This is a genomic window from Paraburkholderia bannensis, from assembly GCF_014200455.1.
GTDB lineage: Bacteria > Pseudomonadota > Gammaproteobacteria > Burkholderiales > Burkholderiaceae > Paraburkholderia > Paraburkholderia bannensis_A.
Genome location: NZ_JACHBW010000010.1, coordinates 60,913 through 86,923, shown reverse-complemented (window position 1 = coordinate 86,923; position 26,011 = coordinate 60,913). Strand labels below are relative to the sequence as shown.

Genomic DNA, 26,011 nt, shown 5'->3' with positions numbered 1-26,011 from the left:
GAAACGGATGCGGGCGCGCCTGGCTGTCGAACTGGGGCGCTTCGTTCAGCAATACGGCTGCAAAGCACACCGGGGCTTGCTTAACCCAAACGACCGCCGCTATGACAAGAAGGTCGAGAAGGCGATGCGGGCGTTACGCCCTGACGAGCTTTCCGATTTACTGTCTGGCGACGGCGACGAGACCGGGCAGCCAGCGATGGAATGCCCAATCGAGATTGATGAGAATCACTGAGGGCTAGAGCTGGCGTGCCACACCACGGCAAAACTGCGCTGAACCTGAACATTCCGCTAGCAACGAAAAAGCAGCTTTGCTGTTGCTGGCGGCGCAGCGGCCCCAACGCCTCGCCGGTCTATTCATCCGGCATCTAGTCATGCAACTTCGGTTTGCCGCAAGGCTGGACGCGCGTGCGCGTGTTATCAATACCGCCCACGACAACCGCGTTTGACGGTAAGACCATGAGCTACAACAGCCTTTCCGTTCCGCTGGCCATGGGCTCCTGGAGTTGCGAGCTCGTGCCGGTCCGGGACTACCGAAGCCCTTCTGGAGAGGCACTGCCGTTCATCCCGGCAGACGAGAAGCGACAGCTTGAAAGCGACCGCAGCGACTTCGCACGGTACTTTCGTCCCAACTACGATTTTCGGCGAACTATTACCTGCGACATCGACGAGATCCGGGCCTTCGCGCGTGACTGCATAAGCCTTTCGAGCGGGAACCAGCTCACCGACAACGACAATATCCGGCGCATCCTTTGCGAGGCCGTTAGCAGCGGCCGGATCGTGCCAGTGGTCGACCGTGAGCGCCGCACGCCTGTTCGTACCGCACGCGCTTCTTTTGCGCCGCAGTCCTGGAGCGAGGCCGCACCGATCATGCGCAGCGGCAGCGGTGGTGCTGCCGCTCCAGCCAGCCGGTCATTTCACCAACTGGCGATGGACTGGTTGGGGCTGGACTCAGATGGCGCATATGCCTATATCGAGAAGTACAACGCGATGGTCCAGCGCGTCGAGGAAGTGGCGGCCAGGACGGCAGCCGCACGCGCGGCCGCTTTGGCCGAGAGCGATAGCGGCCTGTTTGATGCGGCCGAGGACGTAGCTAGTTCAGCGTTGACCAGCCTGGACGCTGGATTCGGTGATGATGCCGCGAGTGCTGACGATGGCGGGGATTCGTCGCCGTTCAGCGATGCGCAGCCGTTCGACTATGAGTCTGATATGCCGGATGGCGACGCAGAGGAATTAGCGGCGAGGACTAACGACGAAAACTATGCCGCCAAGATGCTGGGCTATAACCGAAAGACCTTTGGAACGATGATTCACGTAATGAAGGAAGAAAACCAGTTGCGCGGCGACGACAATGTGATCTGGCACGACGACGGCGGAGTCGAGTTTGGTGGTGAGATCATAGACAACATGCACAGCTACGCGCCTTGAAAGGAATAAAGCAATGACGGACAGGCATCAACTTGCTCACGCTACTTTCAACATCTATCAAGACATCGAGCCGCCCGAGTTTTGGACCAGTTATTTTGGTGTCTCGCCATCACGCGCTGGGGCGAAAGGACAACAACGCGTGATGGCATCAGGGCGAGTGAGTGAATACCCATGGCGACAGGGCACGTGGAGCCTATCGAGTGGACTGGTAGTGGAAAGTGACGAACTCACCCCTCACCTTCGTTATCTCGTGGATCGCCTCGCACTTCCCCGAGCAGACCTGCGCGGACTCGTCGAACGCACGGGCGCTCGAATGCGCTTCTTTTGCTACTGGATGAACGAGAGCGGCGACCGCGTACCCGACGTGCCCGACGACATTCGGATGATGATGGAAGCGATGGGCGGCACGGTTGAAATCGACGAGTACCGTTAGCTCGAATCGAGTCGCCTTTGCGGATACCGAGCGGCGACCATCGCAGAAAGCGCAGATCACCGCCCCCATCCCCTACATCAGCACAATGTCGTACTGCTCCTGACTCAAATTCGACTCCACCTGCAGCGAAACCGGCTTGCCGATAAAGTCGATCAGCATCGCCAGATGCTGCGATTCCTCTTCCAGAAACAGATCGATCACCTGCTGCGACGCCACCACGCGGAACTCGCGCGGATTGAACTGGCGCGACTCGCGCAGAATCTCGCGCAGCACGTCGTAGCACACCGTACGCGAAGTTTTCACCTGCCCCTTGCCCAGGCAAGTCGGGCACGGCTCGCACAGCACGTGCGCGAGCGATTCGCGCGTGCGCTTGCGCGTCATCTCCACCAGACCGAGCTGCGAGAAACCATTCACGGTCACGCGCGTGCGATCGCGCGACAGCGCTTTCTTCAGCTCGCCGAGCACCTGATCGCGATGCTCGATGTTCTCCATGTCGATGAAGTCGATGATGATCACGCCGCCCAGATTGCGCAGCCGCAATTGACGCGCGATCGTATGCGCCGCTTCCAGGTTGGTCTTGAAGATCGTGTCGTCGAAGTTGCGCGCGCCCACGTAGCCGCCCGTGTTCACGTCGATCGTCGTCATCGCCTCGGTCTGGTCGATCACGAGATAGCCGCCCGACTTCAGATCGACGCGGCGTGACAGCGCGCGCTGGATTTCGGCCTCGATGTTGTAGAGGTCGAACAGCGGTCGCTCGCCGGTGTAGTGATGCAGCTTGGGCTGCACGGCCGGCGTGAATTCAGTGGCGAATTCGCTGAGCTTCTGGAACGTTTCGCGCGAATCCACCTGGATGCGCGTGGTCTCGTCGTTGACGAAGTCGCGCAGCACGCGCTGGCCCAGGTTCAGGTCCTGGTAGAGCAGGCTGGTCGCGGGCAGGCGCTGTGCCTGCGCGAGGATGGTCGCCCACGTCTTGCGCAGATAGGCCACATCGGCGGCGAGTTCTTCGCTGCTCGCGTCTTCGGCGATCGTACGCACGATGTAGCCGCCTTTTTCATCGGCGGGCAGCACGGCGGTCAGACGCGCACGCACGGCTTCGCGTTCGGCCTCGCTCTCGATCTTCTGCGAGATGCCGATATGCGGTTCCTGCGGCAGATACACGAGCGTGCGGCCCGCGATGCTCACCTGCGTCGACAGGCGCGCGCCCTTGGTGCCGATCGGATCCTTCACGACCTGCACCATCAGCGTCTGGCCTTCGAAAACGGTCTTCTCGATGGGCTGATGATGGGCGCTCGTATGCGGTTCGCCAGCCAGACGCGGATGCCAGATATCGGCCACGTGCAGGAAGGCGGCGCGTTCGAGACCAATGTCGATGAACGCGGACTGCATGCCCGGCAACACGCGCACGACCTTGCCGAGATAGACGTTGCCGACGCGCCCGCGCGACAGCGTGCGCTCGACGTGAAGCTCCTGTACTGCGCCTTGCTGGACCAACGCGACACGCGTCTCCTGAGGCGTGACGTTGATCAGGATTTCTTCATTCATGATTGGTTTTAGAAGTCGATGCCCGCGGCGCGCAGGAGGGCGGCTGTTTCGAAAAGCGGCAAACCCATGATACCCGAATAGGAACCGTCGATTCGCTCGATGAATTCGGCGGCGCGGCCCTGGATGCCATAGGCGCCGGCCTTGCCGAACGGCTCCTTGCTGGCCACATAGTGGGCGATGGCGGCGGGCAGGACGGGGGCGAAGCGCACGTGCGAGCGTGACACCGCCACCGGCAGGCACACGCCTTCGGCGTTGACCACGGCCACGGCGGTGAGCACCTCGTGCTCGCGTCCGACGAGGCGTTCGAGCATCGCGAAGGCGTCGGCGGCGTCGTGCGGCTTGCCGAGGATGTGGCCGTCGATGCTCACGGTGGTATCGGCGGTGAGGATCGGCGCGTGCGCATGGGCGCCCGCCACCAGCCGGGCGCGCGCGGCGTCGGCCTTGGCCGCGCACACGCGCTCGACGTAGACGGCGGCGCTCTCGCCGGGCAGCACCGCTTCGAGCGCTTCGGCGTCTTCGTCGGGACGCGGCAGCAGCAGCTCGAATCGCACGCCGAGCTGCTGCAACAGTTCCTGGCGGCGCGGGCTCTGCGAGGCGAGATAGACGAACGGATAAGTCGCGGAATGGTTCATCGGGCGTAGTGACGTCAGAGGAGGCGGAGTTCGGATGAGCGCCTCTACGTGCACGTAACGGCCCGCACGCGCCGCAAGATGCGGCGTGCATGGCCCGTTACGTGCTTCAGGCGCGCTTAGACGCGATGATAGGGGTGATTCTGCGTGATGGTCCAGGCGCGGTAAAGCTGCTCGGCGAGCAGCACGCGCACCATCGCATGCGGCAGGGTGAGGGACGAGAGGCGCAGCAGCGTGTCGGCGCGCGCCTTGAGCTGCGGATCGAGCCCGTCCGCGCCGCCGATCAGGAACGCCACGTCGCGTCCGTCCTGCTGCCAGCCGGGCAGCGCCTGGGCGAGCTGCATCGTGGTCCAGTCGCGGCCGCGTTCGTCCAGCGCGACGATGCGCGCGTTCTTCGGCAACGCCGCTTCGATGCGCGTGCGCTCGGCGGCCATCACGCTTTCGGCTGCGCGGCCTGACGAGCGCTGCTCGGGCTTCACTTCGCGCAGCTCGATACGCAGCTCGGGCGGCATGCGCTTCGTGTACTCCTCGAAGCCTTCGGCGATCCAGTCCGGCATCTTGTGGCCGACGGCGACGATATGCAGTTTCATATGCCAGGCAGTGCGAACGTGCGGCGCTTACTTCGCGGTCTTGCGCGCAGCCGTCTTGCGGGCGGGTTTCTTCGCCGCGACCGGTGCCTTGTCGCTGCCTTCGTCTTCGTCTTCCTCGTCCATCGGCTCGCTCGGACGTGCGCCCACGAAGCCCGTGTTGGCCGCGAGCTTCAGACGCACCGGCTTGTCGCCCCAGATTTCTTCGAGGTTGTAGTACTGGCGCAGCGCCGGTTGCAGGATGTGCACGACCGCGTCGCCGCAATCGACCAGCACCCATTCGCCGATGTCTTCGCCTTCGGTGCTGACGATGTCGCCGCCGGCTTCCTTGACCGCTTCGCGCACGCTATTGGCGAGCGCCTTGGTCTGGCGGTTCGAGGTGCCGCTCGCCACGACCACGCGGTCGAACAGCTCGGTCAGATGGCTCGTGTTGAAGACGCGGATGTCTTGCGCCTTGACGTCTTCCAGAGCGTCGACGATGGTGCGTTGAAGTTTGCGGATGTCCATATTTACCCGTGGTGCCTGTACAGATGATGTTGATGAATATAGTCCCACACGGTTGCGGGGACTTTCCCGGCGGCCAGGCCACCGGGCGTCGTTGTTTGCGCGCCGCTCATATCGTCTTGACCGGACGAGCCGACGGCGCGGCGGATTTCGGTCGCCGAGACATCGAGCGCAAGCGTCTCGTCGATCAGCAGATGGCCGCAGCGCGTGGCCGCGAGGGTGGCGGCGTCGGCGCGGCGTGCGGCGACTGTTGCGCCCACTTCGGGCGGCAGCGCCGCGAAATCGAAACCGGGGCGGCTTGCCACGCCCAGATGCGCGAGCGCAAACAGCTCGCGCCATTCGTGCCAGGAATCCAGATGCAGCAGTTGGTCCGCGCCCATCAGCAGCGTGAGCGCGGCGTTGGCGTTGCTCGCGCTCTTCGCGCGCCAGCGGCGCAGCGTCTCCACCGTGTAGGTGGGACCGTCATGCTCGATCTCGTCGGCGTCGACCGTGACCGTCACGCCCGGCAGATAGAGCGTGGCGGCGGCCAGACGCGTCATCGCCAGGCGATGCGCGGCGGCGCTCACTTCCGGCTTTTGCCACGGCTGGCCGGCGGGCAGCAGGATCACTTCGGTCAGATCGAGCACGCGCGCGAAATGGCGCGCGAGCGCAAGATGGCCGTCGTGGATCGGATCGAAGGTGCCGCCGAGCAGGCCGACACGGCGCTCAGGTGCAACAGGCGCGACAGGCGCCTGCGTTGCCGGGGTGACAGTCGAAGTCGTCACGGTGTCAGATCCAGTCGCGCACCGGCAGGAAGTCGCTGTAAAGGCGCGCTTCCGGCGTGCCCGCCTGCGGCTGCCAGTCGTAGCGCCAGCTCGCGCCCGGCGGCATCGACATCAGGATCGATTCGGTGCGTCCGCCGCTTTGCAGGCCGAAGTGCGTGCCGCGATCCCAGACGAGATTGAATTCGACGTAACGACCGCGCCGGTATGCCTGGAATTCGCGCTGCGCTTCGTCATAGGGCATGACGCGGCGCTTTTCGATGATCGGCAGATAGGCCTTCAGGAAGCCGTCGCCGACGCTGCGCATCATGGCGAACGCCTGGTCGAAGCCGCCTTCGGCGTAATCGTCGTAGAAAATGCCGCCCACGCCGCGCGCTTCGTTACGGTGCTTGAGGAAAAAGTACTCGTCGCACCAGCGCTTGAAGCGCGGGTAGAGCGTCTCGCCGTAAGGCGCGAGCGCGTCGCGGCAGACCCGGTGGAAATGCTGCGCGTCTTCCTCGAAGCCGTAGTAGGGCGTCAGATCCATGCCTCCGCCGAACCAGAACACAGGCGGCTCGCCGGCCTTGGTCGCCAGCAGCAGGCGCACGTTCATGTGCACGGTCGGGCAGAACGGGTTGCGCGGATGCATCACGAGCGAGACGCCCATCGCCTCGAAGCCGCGCCCGACCAGCTCGGGGCGTGCGGCGGTGGCGGAGGGCGGCAGGGCGTCGCCCTGAACGTCCGAGAAGCCGATGCCGCCGCGCTCGAAAAACTGGCCGTTTTCGAGGATGCGCGTGCAGCCGCCGCCGCGCAGTTTTTCGCCGGGCGCGCGCTGCCATTCGTCGGTCGCGAAGGGCGTGCCGTCGAACTCGCCGAGCGCGTCGGCGATGCGCGTCTGCAGGCCGGAAAGCCAGCTGCGCACTGCAGTGCTGTCATGCGTCGCGCCCGCGGGCGTCACGCCGGATTGAATCGTTTCGGTCATCGATGAAAGGGCGCTCGCGGCCGTTGTGGCCGGCGCATCGCCAGGATTGCTTTCGGATTCGGAATGCAGACCGCGCGCGGCGCGGTTTTGTCGGAGTACTTGTGCTGCTGGAGCAACAAGTGCAATAAGTTTACGCCGATCTGCGCGGGTTTAGCCTCTTACGCGACCCTTGGGCAGCGCTCCGGACGCCCGTTGGGGCCGGATGACGCGGCTGGGCCGCAGGGTGGCTGACAGGGCTATTCACCCAACAGCGTCAGCCCGATCGCGCGGCGTGCCCATGCGTCCTGCGCTAGAGCAACAAGTCGCATGGGCACACCGCGAGTCGGGCGAAGGCCTGCGACAAACGCCGCAAGCCCGCGCCCGCCACAGCGTTACTGCTTGCGTCCCGCGGCGCGGTAGCCGATGTCGTGGCGATACTGCATGCCATCGAACGAGATGCGGTTCACCGTTTCATACGCCACGTTCTGCGCGCTGCGCACCGAATCGGCCAGGCCGACCACGCACAGCACACGGCCGCCCGAGGTCACGAGCTTGCCGTCGACGAACTGCGTGCCCGCGTGGAACGTGACCGAATCGGCCGTTTCCGCCGGGATGTCGCTGATCCGGTCACCCTTGCGCGGCGTATCCGGATAGTTGTGCGCGGCCAGCACCACGCCCAGCGCCGTGCGGCGGTCCCATTCGAGCTCGACCTGGTCGAGCGTGCCGGCGATGGCGTGCTCGAACACCTTCGAGAAGTCGCCCTTCAGACGCGCCATGATCGGCTGCGTTTCCGGGTCGCCCATGCGGCAGTTGAATTCGAGCGTCTTCGGGTTGCCTTGCGCGTCGATCATCAGACCGGCGTACAGGAAGCCCGTGAAGCGAATGCCTTCCTTCTCCATGCCTGCGACGGTCGGCAGGATGATTTCGCGCATCACTCGGGCGTGCAATTGCGGCGTGACGATCGGCGCGGGCGAGTAGGCGCCCATGCCGCCCGTGTTCGGGCCCTGATCGCCGTCCTGCAGGCGCTTGTGATCCTGGCTCGACGCCAGCGCCAGCACGTGCTTGCCGTCGACCATGACGATGAAGCTCGCTTCTTCGCCCGCGAGGAATTCCTCGATCACGACGCGCGCGCCGGCATCGCCGAGCTTGTTGTCGGCCAGCATCGAATCGATCGCCTGATGCGCTTCTTCCAGCGACATCGCCACCACCACGCCCTTACCTGCGGCGAGGCCGTCGGCCTTGATGACGATGGGCGCGCCGTGGGTGTCCACGTAGGCGTGCGCTGCGGCTGCGTCCGAGAAGGTCTCGTAGGCGGCCGTCGGGATGTTGTGGCGCTTCATGAACGCCTTGGCGAAATCCTTCGAGCTTTCGAGCTGCGCGGCTTCTTTCGTGGGGCCAAATACCTTCAGGCCGCGCGAACGGAACACGTTGACGATGCCCGCTGCGAGCGGCGCTTCCGGGCCGACCACGGTGAATGCCACCTGTTCGCGCTCGGCGAAATCGGCGAGCTCGTTGATGTCCGTGATGTCGACGTTGGCGAGCCGCTCGTCCTGCGCGGTGCCGCCATTGCCCGGTGCGACGTAGACGAGCTGGACACGTTGCGCCTGGGCGAGCTTCCACGCCAGTGCATGTTCGCGGCCGCCAGAACCGACGACGAGTAACTTCATGAGAATCCCCGAAAGACCAGAACCAGAAACAGTTGCGGCTGACGCACGATGCGTCAGCCGTGAAAAGCGGTGGGGCGCGCCGCTGCGCATGAGCCGATCTTGCCCGTTGCGCGCGCGCCGCCGTTGCGCCCGGGACCCGCCCGCGGCGCCGCGCCGATGCCGTTATTCGTCGGCGATCGAGGCGTTGGTGTAGACCTCCTGGACGTCGTCCAGGTTTTCGAGCGCGTCCAGCAGCTTCTGCATCTTCACGGCGTCGTCGCCCGTGAATTCCACTTCGGTCTGCGGCTTCATCGTGACTTCGGCCATTTCCGCCTTGAAGCCGGCGGCTTCGAGCGCGTCCTTGACCTTCTGGAACTCGAACGGCGGGCAGACCACTTCGATCGAGCCGTCTTCGTTGGTCACGACGTCTTCGGCGCCGGCTTCCAGCGCGGCGTTCATGAGGTCGTCTTCCGGGGTGCCCGGCGCGAACACGAACTGGCCGACGTGATCGAACATGAAGGCGACCGAGCCGTCCGTGCCCATGTTGCCGCCGAACTTCGAGAACGCGTGGCGCACTTCCGCGACCGTGCGGGTGCGGTTGTCGGTCATGGTGTCGACGATCACGGCCGCGCCGCCGATGCCGTAGCCTTCGTAGCGGATTTCTTCATAGTTCGCGCCATCGACGCCGCCCACGCCGCGCTGGATCGCGCGGTTGATGTTGTCCTTGGGCATGTTGGCGTCATAGGCCTTGTCGACGGCCAGACGCAGACGCGGGTTCGAATCGATGTCGCCCCCGCCCATGCGCGCCGCCACCTGGATTTCCTTGATCAGGCGCGTCCAGATCTTGCCGCGCTTCGCGTCAGCAGCGGCTTTCTTGTGCTTGATGTTGGCCCATTTCGAATGACCCGCCATACCTTTCTCCGTCGCACGCTACCTGCGTGCATGGTGCAATTGTCGTTGCTGCAGTGTCGAAGCCGCAGTGCTCAAGTCACGATGACAGGGCGCGGCACGGTGCGCTTCGCGCGCCATGCGGCCTCAATGTCTTCGAGTGTCTGTCCGCCTGGGGCCGGTGCGCCGTGCGTTGCATCCGGGGCGCTGCGCGTTGCTGCTTCGCGCAATAGGGCAGGTGCGCCCGCTGTGCGAGGGCGGCCGGGGCTGGCAGGGCGTCGCCGCCGTCTTTGCCCTGTTTTTCGCACCGCTTGTTGCGCCGCTCGTTGCCCCGTTGTCGCCATTCGGAGCCGTCGCGACCGTCAGGTGGACCAGAATTTTATCACGCCGCACCTGCGCGGCTGCGGCCGTCCGGGAGATTGCGCGCGGATTCGGCATCCGGCGGCGGCGATCCGCGCGCGCCGGGGCATGCCGCCCCGAAACGCTCAGTTCTTGGTGCCGAACAGGCGGTCGCCCGCGTCGCCCAGACCCGGAATGATGTACGCGTGGCTGTCCAGATGCGAATCCAGCGACGCCACGTAGAGCTTGACGTCCGGATGCGCCTTCTGGAACACCTCCACGCCTTCGGGCGCGGCCACCAGCGCGAGGAACAGGATGCGATCGCCCGGCACGCCGCGCTGCTTGAGCACGTCGATGGCGTGCGCGGCGGAGTAGCCGGTGGCGACCATCGGATCGCACAGGATGAAGGTGCGGTCTTCCAGGTCCGGCAGGCGCACGAGGTATTCGACCGGGCGGTGGTCGTCGGCGCGATACACGCCGATGTGGCCCACGCGCGCCGACGGCACCAGCTCCAGCAAGCCGTCCGACATGCCGACGCCCGCGCGCAGCACCGGCACGATGGCGAGCTTCTTGCCGGCGATCACCGGCGCATCGACTTCGACGAGCGGCGTCTGCACGCGGCGCGACGCGACCGGCAGATCGCGGGTGATTTCATAGCCCATCAGCAGCGTGATCTCGCGCAGCAGCTCGCGGAACGTGCGCGTGGACGTGTCCTTGTCGCGCATATGGGTGAGCTTGTGCTGGATCAGCGGGTGATTGAGGATGAAAAGATTCGGGAAACGGCTGTCCTGTTTCATGGCGGGGCGCACAAGGCTGCAAGAGATATCGGGGGATTCGGGCGGGCCGGCCGCACGCGGCGGCCGTGGCGGACGGGGCGTCCGGGCGGCTCGCGGCAGCGCCGGGCCGCGCTACAGCCGCAAGTATACGGGAAGCGGGCGCGAACCGATCCACGAACTGCGAGGGCAGTGGCTTCCTGGGGGCGCTCCACGCGCTTTGGCCGATTCTTCTAGAATCGCAAAAATCGGGCGGGGTGGACGACGCCGTTATCGGATTGAACTGAAGTCAAGCGACGAGGAAGATCAGCATGGACATGGGCATCGCAGGACGCAGCGCGCTGGTGTGCGCGGCCAGCAAGGGATTGGGGCGCGGCTGCGCCGAGGCGCTCGCCGCCGAAGGCGTCAACGTGACGATCGTGGCGCGCACGCTGAGCACGCTTGAGGAAACCGCCGCGCGGATCCGCGCGAGCACGGGCGTCGAGGTCAAGGCCGTGGCCTGCGACATCACCACCGAAGCGGGCCGCGCCGCCGCGCTGGCCGCGTGCCCGTCGCCGGATATTCTGGTGAACAACGCGGGCGGGCCGCCGCCGGGCGACTTCCGCAGCTTCACGCGCGAGCAGTGGCTCGCCGCGCTCGACGCCAATATGCTCACGCCGATCGCGTTGATCCAGGCCGTGATCGACGATATGACCGCGCGCGGGTTCGGGCGCATCGTCAATATCACCAGTTCCTCGGTGAAGGCCCCGATCGATGTGCTGGGCCTGTCGAACGGCGCGCGCTCGGGCCTCACGGGCTTCGTCGCGGGCGTGGCGCGCCAGGTGGCGAGTACAGGCGTGACGATCAACAACCTGCTGCCGGGCGTGTTCGACACCGATCGCATCAAGACCACCATCCTCGCGCAGGCCGAGAAAAACCAGCTTTCGCTCGACGAGGTGCGCGCGCGCCGCATGAAAACGATTCCGGCGGGGCGCTTCGGCACGCCGGACGAGTTCGGGCGCGCCTGCGCGTTCCTGTGCAGCGTCCACGCGGGCTATATCACAGGGCAGAACTGGCTCATCGACGGCGGCGCCTATCCGGGCACCTTCTGACGTGCGAGGATGCGCACGATTCGTCCGCATTCGTCCGGATCCGGATGAATCGATCACGCCAACCCTATAAACCAGGCCAGGAGCCGAACCCATGCTTACCCGCGTCGCACTGATCGCGCACGATCACAAGAAAGACGAAATCGTCAAACTGACGGGCGAATACGTCGATACGCTGCGCCGCTGCGTGCTGCTCGCGACCGGCACGACGGGCGGGCGTATCGCCGCCGCGCACGGTCTGGACGTCGAGCGCCTGCTCTCGGGCCCCCACGGCGGCGATTTGCAGATCGGCGCGCGCCTGGCCGAAGGCAATGTCGACGTGGTGATTTTCCTGCGCGACCCCATGACGCCGCAGCCGCACGAACCCGATATCAATGCGCTGGTGCGCGCCTGCGACGTGCACGACGTGCCGTGCGCGACCAATATTTCCACCGCGCGCATGATTCTCGACGCGCTCACGCTGCGTATGAAAGACGTGATCTGAGTGTTACGCCCGCAGGCGCAGACCAACTCTTGACTGGAGACATGATGACCAAGGCAATCCGATACGATCGCACCGGCGGCCCGGAAGTGATGCAGTGGGTCGATGTCGAAGTGGGCGAGCCTGGCGAGGGCGAAATCCGCGTGAAGCAGAGCGCGTGCGGCCTCAACTACATCGACGTGTATTTCCGCTGCGGGCTGTATCCGCAGCAGTTGCCCGCCGGGCTGGGCATGGAAGCAGCGGGCGAGGTGACGGCGGTCGGCCCTGGTGTGAGCGGCGTGAAGGTGGGCGAGCGCGTGGCCTATGTGGGCCGCCCGCCCGGCGCTTACGCGCAGGAGCGCGTGCTGCGCGCCGACCAGGTGATCCGTCTGCCCGATGCGATCAGCGACGAGCAGGCCGCCTCCGTCATGCTTCAGGGTCTCACCGCGCAATACCTGCTGCGCCGCACGTACCGCGTGAAGGCTGGCGACACGATTCTGATCCAGGCGGCCGCGGGCGGTGTGGGCCTGATCGTGTGCCAGTGGGCCAAGGCCTTGGGCGCGACCGTGATCGGCACTGTGGGCTCCGATGAAAAGGCCGAAATCGCCAGGGCGCACGGTTGCGATCATCCGATCGTCTACACGCGCGAGGACTTTACCGCGCGTGTGCGCGAGATCACCAACGGCGCGGGGGTGCCGGTGGTGTACGACTCGATCGGTAAGGATACGTATGTGAAGTCGCTCGACTGCCTCGCGCCGCTGGGCATGTTCGTGAGCTTCGGCAATGCGTCGGGTCCGCTGCCGCCGATCGATTCGTCGGAATTCTCTTCGCGTGGTTCGCTGTTCTTCACGCGCCCGACGCTGTTCTCGTACATCGCCCGTCGCAGCGACTACGAGGCGATGACGGCGGAACTGTTCGAGGTGATTACATCGGGGCAGGTGAAGACCTCGATCAACCAGCGTTATGCCTTGCAGGATGTGGGCCAGGCGCACACCGATCTCGAAGCGCGACGCACCACGGGGTCAACGGTCTTGACGCCCTAAATCGATACATTTCAAGGTGCGCGTTTGCGTAGCTTGCGTATGCCGCGCACAACTGCGACGTGCTGCACGAGCCAGGCATGCCGGTTCAGGCGGTGCCGGCTTCGTGCGCGGCGTCGTCGGCAGGCGCATACCCGGTGACGACGTCGCTGCCGATACCACGGGCGACGCCGCGCCTGCCAACGCGCCCGGCCCCTTCGTCCACGCCATCCTCGACGCCGCCAAGGCGTGATTTCCGCACGCCAACGCGCCCTGTTTACGCGTTTTTTATACGCGCGCCCCAAGCTTTGATCCGGATTTAACGCGATAAACCTTACCTTACGGCCATCCATCAATGGAGAACACGAAAATGGATGTGCTGTATATCGGGGGGCTGGCGGTCTTCGCCGCGCTCACATACGCGTTGATCGCCGGCTGCGCGAAGCTCATGCAGTACCGTCGCGTCGATCAGACGGCCACGGGAGCGCGCTCATGACCTGGATCTTCTGGCTTTCGGGAGCGGCGACGCTGTTGCTGTTCGTCTATCTCGTCCATGCGCTGCTGCGCGCGGAGGAGATCGAATGAACGCCAACAATCTGCTGCAGACGGGGATCTTCCTCGTTGTTCTGCTTGCGCTGGCGGTGCCGGTGGCGGGCTATATCACGCGTGTGCTCGATGGGCGTTCGCGCGTCGTGCGTCTGTTCGCGCCGGTGGAGAATCTGCTGTACCGCATCGCGGGCGTCGATCCGAACGCGGAGATGAACTGGAAGCGCTACGCGTTCGCCACCATCTCGTTCAACGTGCTGGGCGTGGGCTTTCTGTATGTGCTGCTGCGCGTGCAGGGCTGGCTGCCGGGTAATCCGCAGGCGTTTAGCGCGATGACGCCGGACGGCGCGTTCAACACGGCGGTGAGCTTCGTCACCAACACCAACTGGCAGGACTACACGCCTGAGCAGACCGTGAGCTATCTCACGCAGATGCTTGGTTTCACCGTGCAGAACTTCCTGTCGGCGGCCACCGGCATTGTCGTGGTGATCGCGCTGATTCGCGGTTTCGCGCGCCATTCGGTGCAAACCATCGGCAACTTCTGGGTCGACCTCACGCGCACGACGTTTTACATTCTCGTGCCGATGTCGGCGCTCATCGCCGGGCTCCTGATGAGCCAGGGCATGATCCAGAACTTCAAGTCGTATCAGGACGTGCCGACGCTGCAGACCACCACCTACGCCGCGCCGAAGCTGGACGCGCAGGGCAACGCCATCAAGGACGCCAAGGGCAACCCCGTCACCGTCGATACCAAGGTGACGACGCAGACGCTCGCAATGGGGCCGGTCGCTTCGCAGGAAGCGATCAAGATGCTCGGCACCAACGGCGGCGGCTTCTTCAACGCCAATTCCGCACATCCGTTTGAGAATCCGACGCCGTTCGCGAACTTCGTCGAAATGTTGTCGATCCTGATCATTCCGGCGGCGCTGTGCCTCGTGTTCGGCAATGTCGTGGGCGACCGCAGGCAAGGCGTGGCGGTGCTCGCGGTGATGACGATCGCGTTCGCGGTGGCGGTGGGCGTGGAAGTGTCGGCCGAACAGGCAGGCAACCCGATGCTCACGACGCTCAACGTCGATCAGCACGCCAGCGCCCTGCAGACGGGCGGCAACATGGAAGGCAAGGAAACGCGCTTCGGCATCGCGCAGACGGGCATTTTCGTCGTCGCGACCACAGCGGCCTCGTGCGGCGCGGTCAATGCGATGCACGATTCGCTCACGCCGATCGGTGGTCTCGTCCCGCTGCTCTTCATCCAGCTGGGTGAAGTGATCTTCGGCGGCGTGGGTTCGGGTCTCTACGGCATGCTGGTGTTCGCGCTGCTCGCGGTGTTCGTGGCGGGTCTGATGATCGGGCGTACGCCGGAGTATGTGGGCAAGAAGATCGAATCGTTCGAGATGAAGATGGTCTCGATCGTCATTCTGCTCACGCCGCTGCTGGTGCTGCTCGGCACTTCGATTGCGGTACTTTCCGATGCGGGCAAGGCCGGCATCGCTAACCCGGGCGCGCATGGCTTCTCCGAAATCCTCTACGCGTTCAGTTCCGCCGCCAACAACAACGGCAGCGCGTTCGCCGGCCTGACCGTCAGCACGCCGTTCTACAACTCGCTGCTCGGTATCGCGATGTGGTTTGGCCGCTTCGGCACCATCGTGCCGGTGCTCGCCATCGCGGGTTCGCTTGCGAGCAAGAAGCGCATCGCCGTGACGGGCGGCACGCTGCCCACGCACGGCCCGCTGTTCGTCGTGCTGCTGCTCGGCTGCGTGCTGCTGGTGGGCGCGCTCACCTATGTGCCGGCGCTTGCGCTCGGTCCGGGTGTCGAGCATCTGATCATGCTCGGCGTGCATTGAACGGGGATCTTTCGAAATGACACAACATAGTGCAACACGGTCCATGTTCGATCCGGCGCTGGTGCGTCCGGCCATCGTGGATTCGTTCAGGAAACTCAAGCCGCGCACCCAGTTGCGCAACCCGGTGATGTTCTGCGTCTACGTGGGCAGCGTGCTCACGACGATTCTCTGGATCGCGGCGCTGATGGGTCAGGCCGAAGCGCCCGCGGGCTTCATTCTCGCGGTCGCGCTGTGGCTTTGGTTCACGGTGCTGTTCGCAAACTTCGCGGAAGCGCTTGCCGAAGGCCGTTCGAAGGCGCAGGCCGCGTCGCTGCGCCAGGCCAAGCGCGACGTGATGGCGAAAAAGCTCAACGAGCCGCATCCGAAAGCGCCGATCCGCATCACCACCGCCACCGATCTGCGCAAGGGCGACGTGGTGCTGGTCGAAACCGGCGATGTGATTCCCGCCGATGGCGAGGTGATCGAAGGTGTCGCCTCGGTCGACGAATCGGCGATTACGGGCGAATCCGCGCCGGTGATCCGCGAGTCGGGCGGCGACTTTTCGTCGGTGACGGGCGGCACGCGGGTGCTGTCCGACTGGATCGTCGTGCGTGTGACGGCCAATCCGGGCGAAGCCTTCCTCGACCGCATGATCGCGATGGTCGAAGGCGCCAAGCGCCAGAAGACGCCGAACGAGATCGCGCTGACGATTCTGCTGGTCGCGCTGTCGATCGTGCTGCTGCTGGCAACCGCCACGCTGCTGCCGTTCTCGATGTTCTCGGTCGAAGCCGCGAAGATGGGGCATGTGGTGACGATCACGGCGCTCACCGCGCTGCTGGTGTGCCTGATTCCGACCACCATCGGCGGGCTGCTGTCGGCGATTGGCGTGGCGGGCATGAGCCGCATGATGCAGGCCAACGTGATCGCCACCTCGGGCCGCGCGGTGGAGGCCGCCGGCGACGTGGACGTGCTGCTGCTCGACAAGACCGGCACGATCACGCTGGGCAACCGTCAGGCATCGGCCTTCGTGGCCGCGCCGGGCGTGAACGAGGAAGCGCTCGCGGACGCCGCGCAACTCGCCTCGCTCGCCGACGAAACGCCGGAAGGCCGCAGCATCGTCGTGCTGGCCAAGCAGCGCTTCAATATTCGCCAGCGCGATATGGCCGCGCTGCACGCCGTGTTCCTCGCCTTCAGCGCGCAGACGCGCATGAGCGGCGTGGACATGCCGGGCCGCGAGATCCGCAAGGGCGCCGCCGACGCCGTGAAGAATTACGTCGAGCAGCACAATGGCCGCTTCCCTTCGGAAGTGAGCACGGCCGTCGACGAAGTCGCGCGCCGTGGCAGCACGCCGCTGGTGGTCGCTGAACTCAACGATGGCGTCGCGCGCGTGCTGGGCGTGATCGAGTTGAAGGACGTGGTGAAGGGCGGCATCAAGGAGCGTTTCGCCGAACTGCGCAAGATGGGCATCAAGACCGTGATGGTGACCGGCGACAACCGCCTGACCGCCGCCGCGATCGCCGCCGAAGCGGGCGTGGACGATTTCCTCGCGCAAGCCACACCGGAAACGAAGCTGGCGACCATTCGCGAACATCAGGCGCAAGGCAAGCTGGTGGCGATGACGGGCGACGGCACCAACGACGCCCCGGCGCTCGCCCAGGCCGATGTGGCCGTGGCGATGAACACGGGTACGCAGGCCGCGAAGGAAGCGGGCAACATGGTCGATCTCGATTCGAACCCGACCAAGCTCATCGAGATCGTCGAGATCGGCAAGCAGATGTTGATGACGCGCGGTTCGCTGACCACGTTCTCGATCGCCAACGACGTCGCCAAGTATTTCGCGATCATTCCGGCCGCGTTTGCTTCGACCTATCCGCAACTGCGCGTGCTCGACGTCATGCATCTGACTTCGCCTTCGTCGGCGATCCTGTCGGCGGTGATCTTCAACGCGCTGATCATCGTGATGCTGATTCCGCTCGCGCTCAAGGGCGTGAAGTACCGCCCGCTCGGCGCGGCCACGCTGCTGCGCCGCAATCTGCTGATCTACGGTCTGGGCGGCATTCTTCTGCCGTTCCCGTGCATCAAGCTGATCGACATGGTGCTGACCGCCTTCGGTTGGGTTTAAGCCGCGCGCGCGACTTTTTAGACAGGAATGCATATGAAAGCGCAATTTCGTCCCTTGATCGTGCTGTTCGCCGTGCTCGCGGTGATCACCGGTCTCGTCTATCCCGCCGTGATGACGGCGTTCGGCCAGGCGGTGTTTCATCGCCAGGTCAACGGCAGCCTGGTGGAGGTGAACGGCAAGGTGGTGGGCAGCGAGTTGATCGGCCAGCAGTTCGACGCGCCTCAATACTTCTGGGGCCGTCTGTCGGCCACTTCGCCGATGCCGTACAACGCGCAAGGCTCGGGCGGCTCGAATCTCGGGCCGACCAACCCGGCGCTCGCCGATGAGGTCAAAGGCCGCATCGAGGCGCTGAAGGCCGCAGGCACCGACGTCTCGCAGCCGATTCCCGCCGATCTCGTGACCTCGTCGGCCAGCGGTCTCGATCCTGAGATTTCGCCTGCCGCCGCCGCGTATCAGGTCGCGCGCGTGGCCAAGGCGCGCCATATCAACCCCAGCGATGTGCAGGCGCTGGTGGACCGCTACACGAAGGGCCGCCAGTTCGGCCTGTTCGGCGAGCCGCGCGTGAACGTGCTGAAACTGAATCTGGCGCTCGACGGCAAAGATGTGAGCTGAGCGATCTTGCTCGATGGGATGGTGCCGCACGCCGTGCAAGCGGCGTGCGGTTTGCCATTCTGCGGCCGCAGTGAGACCATCGACTCCTGGCGCGCTACCTATGAAATCGACGTATCAATCGGGCTAAATTCGGCCTGAATTCGGCATATACCGGCATAAAACTGCATGAACCGCCCCGATCCCGACGAACTCCTCGACCGCCTGCAGCGCGAGGAAGAAAAACGCCGCCGCGGCAAGCTCAAGATTTTCTTCGGCGCCTCGGCGGGCGTCGGCAAGACCTATGCGATGTTGCAGGCCGCGCGACGCCGCGCCGAAGACGGCGTGGACGTGGTGGTCGGCATCGTCGAAACGCATGGGCGCAGCGAAACCGCCGCGCTCACCAATGGCCTTGACGTGTTGCCACGCCAGCGTCTCGCGTATCGCGGGCGCATGCTCGACGAATTCGATCTGGACGCCGCGCTCGCGCGCAAGCCGCAACTCGTGCTGGTCGACGAACTCGCGCATTCGAACGTGCCCGGTGCGCGGCACCTGAAACGCTGGCAGGATGTCTACGAACTGCTGGACGCGGGCATTGACGTGTACACGACCGTCAACGTCCAGCATCTGGAAAGCCTCAACGACGTAGTGGGACAGATCACCGGCATCCGCGTCTGGGAGACGGTGCCCGACCGCGTGTTCGACGGCGCGGACGAAGTCACGCTGGTCGACCTGCCCGCCGAGGAACTGCTCGATCGCATGCGCGACGGCAAGGTCTATCTGCCTGCCCAGGCCGAGCGCGCGGTGCGCAACTTCTTCCGCAAGGGCAATCTGATCGCGCTGCGCGAGCTGGCGCTGCGCCGCACCGCCGACCGCGTCGATGCGCAGATGCACGAGTACCGCGCCGACCGCTCGATCCAGCATGTCTGGCAGGCGCGCGAGCGGCTGCTGGTGTGCGTCGGCCCCGGTCCCGAAGCGCCTGCGCTGGTGCGCGCGGCGGCGCGTCTGGCCGCGAGTCTGCGCGCCGACTGGATCGCCGTGTATGTGGAGACGCCCAGACTTCAGCGTCTGCCCGATGCGATTCGGGAGCGCACGCTGGGCGCGCTCAAGCTCGCCTCGGAACTGGGCGCGGAAACCTCGACGCTCGCCGGGGAGGACGCCGCCGTCACGCTCGCGGGCTACGCGCGGCTGCGCAATGTGTCGAAGCTGATCGCGGGCGCGTCGCTGCGCTCGGGGCTTTCGCGCTGGCTCAAGCGTCCGTTCGGCGAGCGCCTCGCCGAAAAAGCGGGTGACGCCGATCTGACGCTGGTGCGCGCCACCGGCAACGAGATCGACCGCCTCAACGGCCGCGAACTCGAAGGCGGCTCGGCGGCCGCGCGCGCGGCCAACGCCTGGCGCGCTGCGATCGGGCAGGGCGGCGCGAACCGCTCGCCGCCGCGCGCCTATGCGGCGGCAATGGTGATCTGCGCCTGCATCACCTTGCTCGCGAACCAGTTGAACGACCGCATCGCGCTGGCCAATCTGGTGATGCTGTATCTGCTCGGCGTCATTTTCACGGCGACGAAGCTCGGGCGCGGCCCGGGCGTGCTGCTCTCGTTCGCGAGCGTGGCGGCCTACGACTTTTTCTTCGTGCCGCCGCGGCTGTCGTTTTCTGTGAGCGACACGCAATATCTGCTGACCTTCGTGGGCATGCTGCTGACCTCGCTGGTCATCAGCCATCTCACGTCGAGCTTGCGGCGCGAGGCGAGCGTCGCGCAGCGGCGCGAACAGCGCACCGGCGCGATGTACGCGATGGCGCGCGAACTGGCGGCGGCGCTGGCGACCGAGCAGATCGTCGCGATCGGCAGCCGCCATGTGAGCGAGGTGTTCGGCGCGCGCGTGGCGATCCTGCTGCCCGATAGCGCGGACAAGGTCCAGCAAAAGATCGAGGACCCCGATCCGCAGATCATGCTCGATGCGTCGAGTCTCGATATCGACGTCGGCCAGTGGGTCTACGACCAGCAAAAGCCCGCCGGCCACGGCACCGACACGCTGCCTGCGGCGGCGGCGCGCTATCTGCCGCTCAAAGCGCCGATGCGCACGCGCGGCGTGCTCGCCGTGGTGACGCGCGATGCGCGCGAATTGCAGGTGCCGGAGCAGCAGCGCATGCTCGACGCCTTCGCCGCGCAGATCGCGCTCGCGCTGGAACGCGTGCACTACGTCGAGATCGCGCGCGACGCGCTCGTCAATATGGAGTCGGAGCGGTTGCGCAATTCGCTGCTGTCGGCGATCTCGCACGATCTGCGCACGCCGCTTACGACCATCGTCGGTTTCTCGTCGATGCTCGCGCAGACGCACGAGCCGAGCACTGCTACGCACGATCCGCAAACCGCGCGCGAGGGCGAGCTGATCGAGGCGATCCACGACGAGGCGCTGCGCATGACCGGCATCGTCACGAATCTGCTCGATATGGCGCGGCTGCAGGCGGGCAGTCTCAAGCTCAACCGCCAGTGGACGCTGCTGGAGGAAACGGTGGGCGCGGCGCTGGCTGCGTGCCGACGTGTGCTGGCGCGTCACCCGGTCCAGGTGAAGCTCGAAGAAGGTCTGCCGTTGCTGCAACTCGACGCCGTGCTGATGGAGCGGCTGTTTTCCAATCTGCTGGAAAACGCCGCGAAATACACGCCCGCCGATACGCCGCTGACGATTGCCGCGCGTCGCGTTGACGAAGGCGGCCAGTCCTTCGTGCGTGTGAGCATCGACGATCGCGGGCCGGGCCTGCCGCACGGCATGGGCGAGCGCGTGTTCGAGAAGTTCACGCGCGGCGAGAAGGAGTCGGCCAAGCCGGGCATCGGCCTGGGGCTCGCGATCTGCCGCGCGATCGTGGAGGCGCACGGCGGTACAATCGGCGCGTCCAATCGCGTGGATGCCGATGGCCATGTGCTGGGCGCGTCGTTCTGGTTCGCGCTGCCGGTCGAAGAGCCGCCGCCGCTGCCCGCCGATGTTCCTGACGATGCGCACGACGAGGCACACGAAGAAGCAGACGACGGCGCACAGCTCGATCACGCGGACGATCCGCACGCAGTCTCCACCAAACCTCTCGATTCGAATGCCGCCCATGAGTGACCCGAGTCTCGCCGTTGTTCTGATCGAAGACGAAAAGCAGATCCGCCGCTTCGTGCGCGCCTCGCTGGAAGGCGAGGGCATCGCCGTCTACGACGCCGAAACCGGCAAACAGGGGCTGGTGGAAGCGGCCACGCGCAAGCCCGATCTCGTGATCGTCGATCTGGGGCTGCCCGATACGGACGGCCTCGACGTGATCCGCGAACTGCGTGGCTGGAGCGATCTGCCGGTGATCGTGCTGTCCGCGCGCACCCAGGAAAGCGAGAAGGTCGCCGCGCTCGACGCCGGGGCCGACGATTATCTGACCAAGCCGTTTGGCGTATCCGAACTGCTCGCGCGCATTCGCGCGCATCTGCGCCGCCGTAATCGAGGCGGCGCGAACGAGGAACCGCAAGTGAGCTTTGGCGCAGTGACGGTCGATCTGGGGCTGCGCCAGGTGACGCGCGAGGGCGCGCCCGTGCATCTCACGCCGATCGAATACCGGCTGCTCGCCACGCTCGTGCGCGACGCGGGGCGCGTGCTGACGCACCGGCAATTGCTGCGCGAAGTCTGGGGGCCGTCGCACGTGGAAAGCAGCCACTATCTGCGTATCTATATGGCGCATCTGCGCCAGAAACTGGAGCGCGATCCCGCCCAACCCGAGCACATCATCACCGAGACAGGCGTGGGTTATCGGCTCGTGGGCGTGCAGTAAGCGAAGTGAGCGGGCGCAGTGGGCCAGCTTTGACGCCCTTTGATATACTTACAAAAGCGTAAGGACGACCTGGCGCTTTTCTTTTTTCGGGGACGGCCCCATTTTGCTTATGGAGCGTTCCTGATGCCCTGGCTCTATCTCCTCATTGCCGGCGTGCTCGAAGTGGCTTGGGCCACCGGTCTCAAATCTTCCGAAGGTTTTACGCGGTTGTGGCCGTCGGTCTTCACCGTCGTAACGGCGCTCGGCAGTTTCTGGCTGCTCGCGCTGGCCATGCGCCAGTTGCCGCTGGGCACCGCCTATGCGGTCTGGACCGGTATCGGCGCGGTCGGCGCGTTCGTGCTCGGCATCGTCGTGATGGGCGAAGCCGTCAGCGTCGCCCGCGTGCTGAGCGCCTTGTTGATCGTGGCGGGTCTGGTTGGTCTCAAGCTTTCGTCGGCGGCCTGAACTGGGCGGGTCCTGAGCGCGGCACCGTGATGCGGCGCGCATTTTCGCGCCATTTATCGTGCGATCGGCGTGGTTTCGACGCACCAGGATGCAAAAACCGCACTGCGGCGGCGCAGCGTGCGTGGCTATAATGGGACGGTCACCACCCGAGTCCACCCCATAACACTCAAGCGCCGCGGACGCCGCGAGCGCCGCTGTCTTTTTGTCCCCGGCTTTCTGGGCCGCGCCGGACGAAACTGGACGCCGCGCTACGCCTCGTTTCGTGGGGAACGGCGCCGCGCGAGCCTCGCGCGAGGAGGCAGTCATGCTGGAACCCTTATCTCTCGCCGCAGGCCTGTCCTGGGGCAGCGGCCTGCGCCTCTACCTGACGGTGCTGATGGCCGGCGTGATGCAGCGTCTGGGCATCATCCATCTACCCGACACGCTCGCGATCCTGTCCTCGCCCTGGGTGATCGGCTTTGCCGCCGCGTTCACCGTCCTCGAATTCCTCGCCGATAAAATCCCCGCGCTCGATTCGCTGTGGGATGCCGTGCATACGTTTATCCGCATTCCGGCCGGCGCCGTGCTGGCGGCGGGCGCACTGGGCCACGCCGATCCGGCCATGCTGACGATTGCCGCGCTCGCCGGCGGCACGCTCGCCGGCACCGCGCATCTGGCCAAGGCCGGCACGCGCGCGCTCATCAATCTGTCGCCCGAGCCGGTGTCGAACGTCGTCACCTCCAGCGCCGAGGACGGCATGACCTTCGTCGGCGTGCTGCTGGCGTTCTTCGTGCCCTTGTTGTTTCTGGTGATGCTGCTGGCGTTCCTGCTGGTGGCGACCTGGGCGCTGCCGCGTCTGTGGCGTGGCGTGCAGGGCGGCTTTCGCGGCATGGCCATGCATATGGTCACGCGGTTTTCATTGCGGAGCCGTCACGATTGAACGGCGCTCATCCTTCCTCGTCTGCATCGTCTTCTGCTGCGGTAACGCCCGCACGTGCCTCCCTGAGCGGGTCCGACCTCGTGCGCCTTGCTGCGCGCATGAGCGCGCGCGACTGGCGCGCGGGCGAACTGACCATGTTGCTGCTGGCGCTGGTGCTGGCCGTGGCGGCGCTTTCCAGCGTGGGCTTTCTCGCCGATCGCCTGCAACGCGGCCTGGAGCGCGACGCCAAGCGCATGATCGCCGCCGATTTCATCGTGCGCGCCGATCACCCGCTCGATCCGATATTCGCGCGCGAGGCGCAGGCGCTCGCCTTGCAAACCGCGACGACGGCGATCTTCCCCAGCATGGTGAGCGTGCCCGCCGCGGATGCGGCGAGGCAGGCGCCTGCGCGACTTGCCGCCGTCAAAGCGGTGTCGCCGCGCTATCCGTTGCGCGGCGCATTGCGCATTGCATCCGCGCCCGGCGCGCCGGACCATGAGGCGCAGGGCATTCCGCCGCCCGGCACCGTCTGGGTGGACGACGAATTGCTCGATGCGCTCAAGCTCCGCGTGGGCGGGGCGGTCAAGGTCGGCACCCGAACCCTGACCGTGGGCGCGATCATCACGCGCGAACTCGACCGCGGTTTCTCCTTCGTCAACTTCTCGCCGCGACTGCTGCTCAACGCGGCCGATCTGCCCTCGACGGGCCTCACCGGCTACGGCAGCCGTGTCACTTACCGGCTGCTGGTGGCGGGCGCCGATCCCGCCGTCGCACGGTTCTCCACGTGGGCGCGCGAGCAGGTCGACGGCGACAAAACGCGCGGCAAGATGCGCGGCGTCGCGCTCGAATCGCTCAAGGACGGCCAACCGCAGGTGCGCCAGACGCTCGAACGCGCGCGCCATTTCCTCACGCTCGTGTCGCTGTTGACCGCGCTGCTCGCGGCGGTGGCCATCGCGATGGCCGCGCATCGCTACACGCGCCGCCACCTGGACACTTGCGCGACGATGCGTTGCCTTGGCGCGAGCCAGCGCACGCTGCGCGCGATCTTCGTGCTCGAATTCGCGGGCCTCGGTCTGGTTGGCGGGGGCGTGGGCGTGGCGTTCGGTTACGCGGGGCATCTCGCGCTGCTAGCGTGGCTGGGCACGCTGATCGACGTGGCGCTACCGTATCCGGGGCCGCTGCCCGCGCTCGAAGGTGTCGCGGCGGGGCTCGTGCTGCTGCTCGGCTTCGCCTTGCCGCCGCTGCTGCCGCTCACACGCGTGCCGCCGGTGCGCGTGCTGCGCCGCGAATGGGGCGATGAGAGCCGCACCGCCTGGGCCGCTTACGCCATCGGCATCGTGCTGTTCGCGGGGCTGCTGGTGCTGGCGGCGGGTGAACTGAAGCTTGGCGGCATCGTGGCGGGCGGCTTTGCGCTCGGCCTGCTGGTGTTCGCGGCGATCGCGCGCGTGGCGCTCTGGGGCGCGGCGCGCCTGGCGCGCAGCCAGCGCAACGGTCTCGATTCGCGCGCGGGCGTGGGCTGGCGCTATGCGCTGGCCTCGCTGGAGCGGCGGCCCGGCGCGAGCGCGTTGCAAATCACGTCCCTCGCCATCGGCCTGATGTGTCTGCTGCTGATCGCGATGACGCGCAACGATCTGATCGACGGCTGGCGCAAGTCCACGCCGCCCGACGCGCCCAACGAATTCCTCATCGATATCCAGCCCGCGCAGCGGGACGCCGTGGCCGCGTGGCTGCGCGCGCACGGCATTGCCGATCCCGATCTGGAGCCGATGGTGCGTGGTCGTCTCACGTCGATCAACGGCCAGCCCGTGAACCCCGATCAGTACAAGAGCGAGGATGCGCGGCGTCTGGTCGATCGCGAGTTCAACCTCTCGTACACCACGCAGTTGCCCGACGACAACCGGATCGAAGCCGGTTCCTGGTACGGCGATTCGGCCTCGCCGCAGTTGTCGATCGAGCAGGGCCTCGCGAAAATCCTCAACGTGAAACCCGGCGACGTGCTGACGTTCGATGTGACCGGCCTCGAAGTGAGCGCGCCCGTCACAAGCGTGCGCAAGCTCGATTGGGGTTCGTTCAAGGTCAACTTTTTCGTGCTGATGCCGCCCGCGCTGCTGCACGATTTCCCGGCCACGTTCATCACGAGTTTCCATCTGCCCGAGTCGCAGCGCGCCGTGATCGACGGGCTGGTCGCGCAGTATCCGAACGTTACGGCCATCGATATCGGCCCGATCCTCGCGCAGATCCAGCGCATGCTGGAGCAGGTGATCGGCGCGGTGCAGTTCCTGTTTCTCTTTACGCTCGCGGCGGGCGTCCTGGTGCTCTACGCGGCGCTCGCGGGCACTCGCGACGAACGCATGCGCGAGTCGGCGTTGTTGCGCGCCTTGGGGGCCTCGCACGCCCAGGTGCGTTCGGTGCAGATCGCCGAGTTCGTGGCCGTGGGCGCGCTCGCGGGCCTGATGGCGGCGGTGGGCGCGCAGATCGTCGGCTCGGTGCTGGCGACGCGCGTGTTCGATTTCGATCTTCCCTTCGATCCGTGGCTCATTCCTGCCGGCATCGTCGCGGGCGTGGCGTGCGCGGGCGTGGGCGGCTGGATCAGTCTGCGTCATGTGCTGGCGCGGCCCGCGCTGCAGTCGCTGCGCGACGCTTGAGGGCCGCGGTGCGGCGCAGGTCGCGCCGCGCGCTATGCGAAAATGGCCGCTCGCCCGGCAGCGCCTCGTTAACTGAGCATCCGTGAAGGTGTTGCCGCCCCCGTTTTTTGTACCGATTCCA

26 protein-coding genes are annotated in these 26,011 nt (G+C 65.8%); 16 read left to right on the top strand and 10 right to left on the bottom strand.

Going from position 1 to position 26,011, the window contains the following annotated elements; genetic code table 11:
* Positions 1 to 7 precede the first annotated feature (7 nt).
* The 3 genes from F4827_RS17820 to F4827_RS17810 all read left to right on the top strand — a co-directional run bounded on the left by F4827_RS17820 (position 8) and on the right by F4827_RS17810 (position 1,858).
* A complete protein-coding gene (locus F4827_RS17820) occupies positions 8 to 232 on the top strand; it encodes a hypothetical protein (RefSeq protein ID WP_183725462.1) in 225 nt (74 codons plus the stop codon).
* A gap of 224 nt (positions 233 to 456) precedes the next feature.
* Complete coding sequence (locus F4827_RS35355) at positions 457 to 1,425, top strand: hypothetical protein (protein ID WP_260175273.1); 969 nt, start codon at positions 457 to 459, stop codon at positions 1,423 to 1,425.
* 13 nt (positions 1,426 to 1,438) lie between these two features.
* Positions 1,439 to 1,858: a DUF4279 domain-containing protein gene (locus F4827_RS17810; protein ID WP_183725461.1), complete on the top strand. Its 420-nt coding sequence runs from the start codon at positions 1,439 to 1,441 to the stop codon at positions 1,856 to 1,858.
* 72 nt (positions 1,859 to 1,930) lie between these two features.
* Here the strand turns inward: F4827_RS17810 and rng are convergent, their stop codons facing one another.
* The 9 genes from rng to upp form a co-directional block, all read right to left on the bottom strand.
* Entirely contained in the window at positions 1,931 to 3,400 is a 1,470-nt protein-coding gene (gene rng, locus F4827_RS17805; RefSeq protein ID WP_183725460.1) for a ribonuclease G, read from the bottom strand.
* Between the two features lie 8 nt (positions 3,401 to 3,408).
* Positions 3,409 to 4,032 carry a nucleoside triphosphate pyrophosphatase gene (locus F4827_RS17800; protein WP_183725459.1) on the bottom strand — a complete coding sequence of 208 codons (624 nt, stop codon included), beginning with the start codon at positions 4,030 to 4,032 and terminating at the stop codon, positions 3,409 to 3,411.
* A gap of 116 nt (positions 4,033 to 4,148) precedes the next feature.
* Complete coding sequence (gene rlmH, locus F4827_RS17795; RefSeq protein ID WP_183725458.1) at positions 4,149 to 4,619, bottom strand: 23S rRNA (pseudouridine(1915)-N(3))-methyltransferase RlmH; 471 nt, start codon at positions 4,617 to 4,619, stop codon at positions 4,149 to 4,151.
* A gap of 27 nt (positions 4,620 to 4,646) precedes the next feature.
* Positions 4,647 to 5,123 (bottom strand): ribosome silencing factor, encoded by a 477-nt coding sequence (rsfS, locus tag F4827_RS17790; protein ID WP_183725457.1) that lies wholly within the window; start codon positions 5,121 to 5,123, stop codon positions 4,647 to 4,649.
* A 2-nt stretch (positions 5,124 to 5,125) separates the two neighbouring features.
* Positions 5,126 to 5,884 carry a nicotinate-nucleotide adenylyltransferase gene (locus F4827_RS17785; RefSeq protein WP_183725455.1) on the bottom strand — a complete coding sequence of 253 codons (759 nt, stop codon included), beginning with the start codon at positions 5,882 to 5,884 and terminating at the stop codon, positions 5,126 to 5,128.
* 4 nt (positions 5,885 to 5,888) lie between these two features.
* A complete protein-coding gene (hemF, locus tag F4827_RS17780) occupies positions 5,889 to 6,842 on the bottom strand; it encodes an oxygen-dependent coproporphyrinogen oxidase (RefSeq protein WP_183725453.1) in 954 nt (317 codons plus the stop codon).
* Between the two features lie 371 nt (positions 6,843 to 7,213).
* The gene (purD, locus tag F4827_RS17775) at positions 7,214 to 8,488 is read right to left on the bottom strand and encodes a phosphoribosylamine--glycine ligase (protein ID WP_183725451.1); all 1,275 of its coding nucleotides are present in this window, start codon (positions 8,486 to 8,488) and stop codon (positions 7,214 to 7,216) included.
* A 162-nt stretch (positions 8,489 to 8,650) separates the two neighbouring features.
* Positions 8,651 to 9,379 carry a YebC/PmpR family DNA-binding transcriptional regulator gene (locus F4827_RS17770; RefSeq protein ID WP_183725449.1) on the bottom strand — a complete coding sequence of 243 codons (729 nt, stop codon included), beginning with the start codon at positions 9,377 to 9,379 and terminating at the stop codon, positions 8,651 to 8,653.
* 461 nt (positions 9,380 to 9,840) lie between these two features.
* Positions 9,841 to 10,491 (bottom strand): uracil phosphoribosyltransferase, encoded by a 651-nt coding sequence (gene upp, locus F4827_RS17765; RefSeq protein ID WP_183725447.1) that lies wholly within the window; start codon positions 10,489 to 10,491, stop codon positions 9,841 to 9,843.
* A gap of 287 nt (positions 10,492 to 10,778) precedes the next feature.
* On the opposite strand from upp, the gene F4827_RS17760 reads away from it, so the two are divergent.
* The 3 genes from F4827_RS17760 to F4827_RS17750 all read left to right on the top strand — a co-directional run bounded on the left by F4827_RS17760 (position 10,779) and on the right by F4827_RS17750 (position 13,058).
* A complete protein-coding gene (locus F4827_RS17760; RefSeq protein ID WP_183725445.1) occupies positions 10,779 to 11,558 on the top strand; it encodes an SDR family oxidoreductase in 780 nt (259 codons plus the stop codon).
* A 91-nt stretch (positions 11,559 to 11,649) separates the two neighbouring features.
* A complete protein-coding gene (locus F4827_RS17755) occupies positions 11,650 to 12,039 on the top strand; it encodes a methylglyoxal synthase (RefSeq protein ID WP_183725443.1) in 390 nt (129 codons plus the stop codon).
* Between the two features lie 44 nt (positions 12,040 to 12,083).
* On the top strand, positions 12,084 to 13,058 hold the full coding sequence (locus F4827_RS17750; RefSeq protein ID WP_183725441.1) for a quinone oxidoreductase: 975 nt from the start codon (positions 12,084 to 12,086) through the stop codon (positions 13,056 to 13,058).
* 85 nt (positions 13,059 to 13,143) lie between these two features.
* Here F4827_RS17750 and F4827_RS17745 read toward each other — a convergent pair whose 3' ends face one another.
* Entirely contained in the window at positions 13,144 to 13,296 is a 153-nt protein-coding gene (locus tag F4827_RS17745; RefSeq protein ID WP_183725439.1) for a hypothetical protein, read from the bottom strand.
* Between the two features lie 108 nt (positions 13,297 to 13,404).
* Between F4827_RS17745 and F4827_RS17740 the strand changes: the two genes are divergently transcribed.
* The 10 genes from F4827_RS17740 to F4827_RS17695 all read left to right on the top strand — a co-directional run bounded on the left by F4827_RS17740 (position 13,405) and on the right by F4827_RS17695 (position 25,890).
* A complete protein-coding gene (locus F4827_RS17740) occupies positions 13,405 to 13,530 on the top strand; it encodes a potassium ABC transporter ATPase (protein ID WP_183725816.1) in 126 nt (41 codons plus the stop codon).
* Positions 13,527 to 13,619: a K(+)-transporting ATPase subunit F gene (gene kdpF / locus F4827_RS17735; protein WP_028218560.1), complete on the top strand. Its 93-nt coding sequence runs from the start codon at positions 13,527 to 13,529 to the stop codon at positions 13,617 to 13,619. The genes F4827_RS17740 and kdpF overlap by 4 nt, the downstream gene beginning before the upstream one ends.
* Positions 13,616 to 15,421, top strand: a complete 1,806-nt coding sequence (gene kdpA, locus F4827_RS17730) for a potassium-transporting ATPase subunit KdpA (RefSeq protein WP_183725437.1) — start codon at positions 13,616 to 13,618, stop codon at positions 15,419 to 15,421. Before kdpF ends, kdpA begins: the two co-directional genes overlap by 4 nt.
* A gap of 16 nt (positions 15,422 to 15,437) precedes the next feature.
* Positions 15,438 to 17,522, top strand: a complete 2,085-nt coding sequence (kdpB, locus tag F4827_RS17725; RefSeq protein ID WP_183725435.1) for a potassium-transporting ATPase subunit KdpB — start codon at positions 15,438 to 15,440, stop codon at positions 17,520 to 17,522.
* Positions 17,523 to 17,555: 33 nt separating this feature from the next.
* Complete coding sequence (gene kdpC, locus F4827_RS17720; protein ID WP_183725433.1) at positions 17,556 to 18,134, top strand: potassium-transporting ATPase subunit KdpC; 579 nt, start codon at positions 17,556 to 17,558, stop codon at positions 18,132 to 18,134.
* 165 nt (positions 18,135 to 18,299) lie between these two features.
* Positions 18,300 to 21,212 (top strand): sensor histidine kinase KdpD, encoded by a 2,913-nt coding sequence (locus F4827_RS17715; RefSeq protein ID WP_183725431.1) that lies wholly within the window; start codon positions 18,300 to 18,302, stop codon positions 21,210 to 21,212.
* Positions 21,205 to 21,903: a two-component system response regulator KdpE gene (gene kdpE / locus F4827_RS17710; protein ID WP_167069692.1), complete on the top strand. Its 699-nt coding sequence runs from the start codon at positions 21,205 to 21,207 to the stop codon at positions 21,901 to 21,903. The genes F4827_RS17715 and kdpE overlap by 8 nt, the downstream gene beginning before the upstream one ends.
* A 123-nt stretch (positions 21,904 to 22,026) precedes the next feature.
* Complete coding sequence (gene sugE, locus F4827_RS17705; RefSeq protein WP_183725429.1) at positions 22,027 to 22,347, top strand: quaternary ammonium compound efflux SMR transporter SugE; 321 nt, start codon at positions 22,027 to 22,029, stop codon at positions 22,345 to 22,347.
* 304 nt (positions 22,348 to 22,651) lie between these two features.
* A complete protein-coding gene (locus F4827_RS17700) occupies positions 22,652 to 23,266 on the top strand; it encodes a DUF4126 domain-containing protein (protein WP_183725427.1) in 615 nt (204 codons plus the stop codon).
* A 98-nt stretch (positions 23,267 to 23,364) separates the two neighbouring features.
* The gene (locus tag F4827_RS17695) at positions 23,365 to 25,890 is read left to right on the top strand and encodes an ABC transporter permease (protein WP_183725425.1); all 2,526 of its coding nucleotides are present in this window, start codon (positions 23,365 to 23,367) and stop codon (positions 25,888 to 25,890) included.
* Positions 25,891 to 26,011 lie beyond the last annotated feature (121 nt).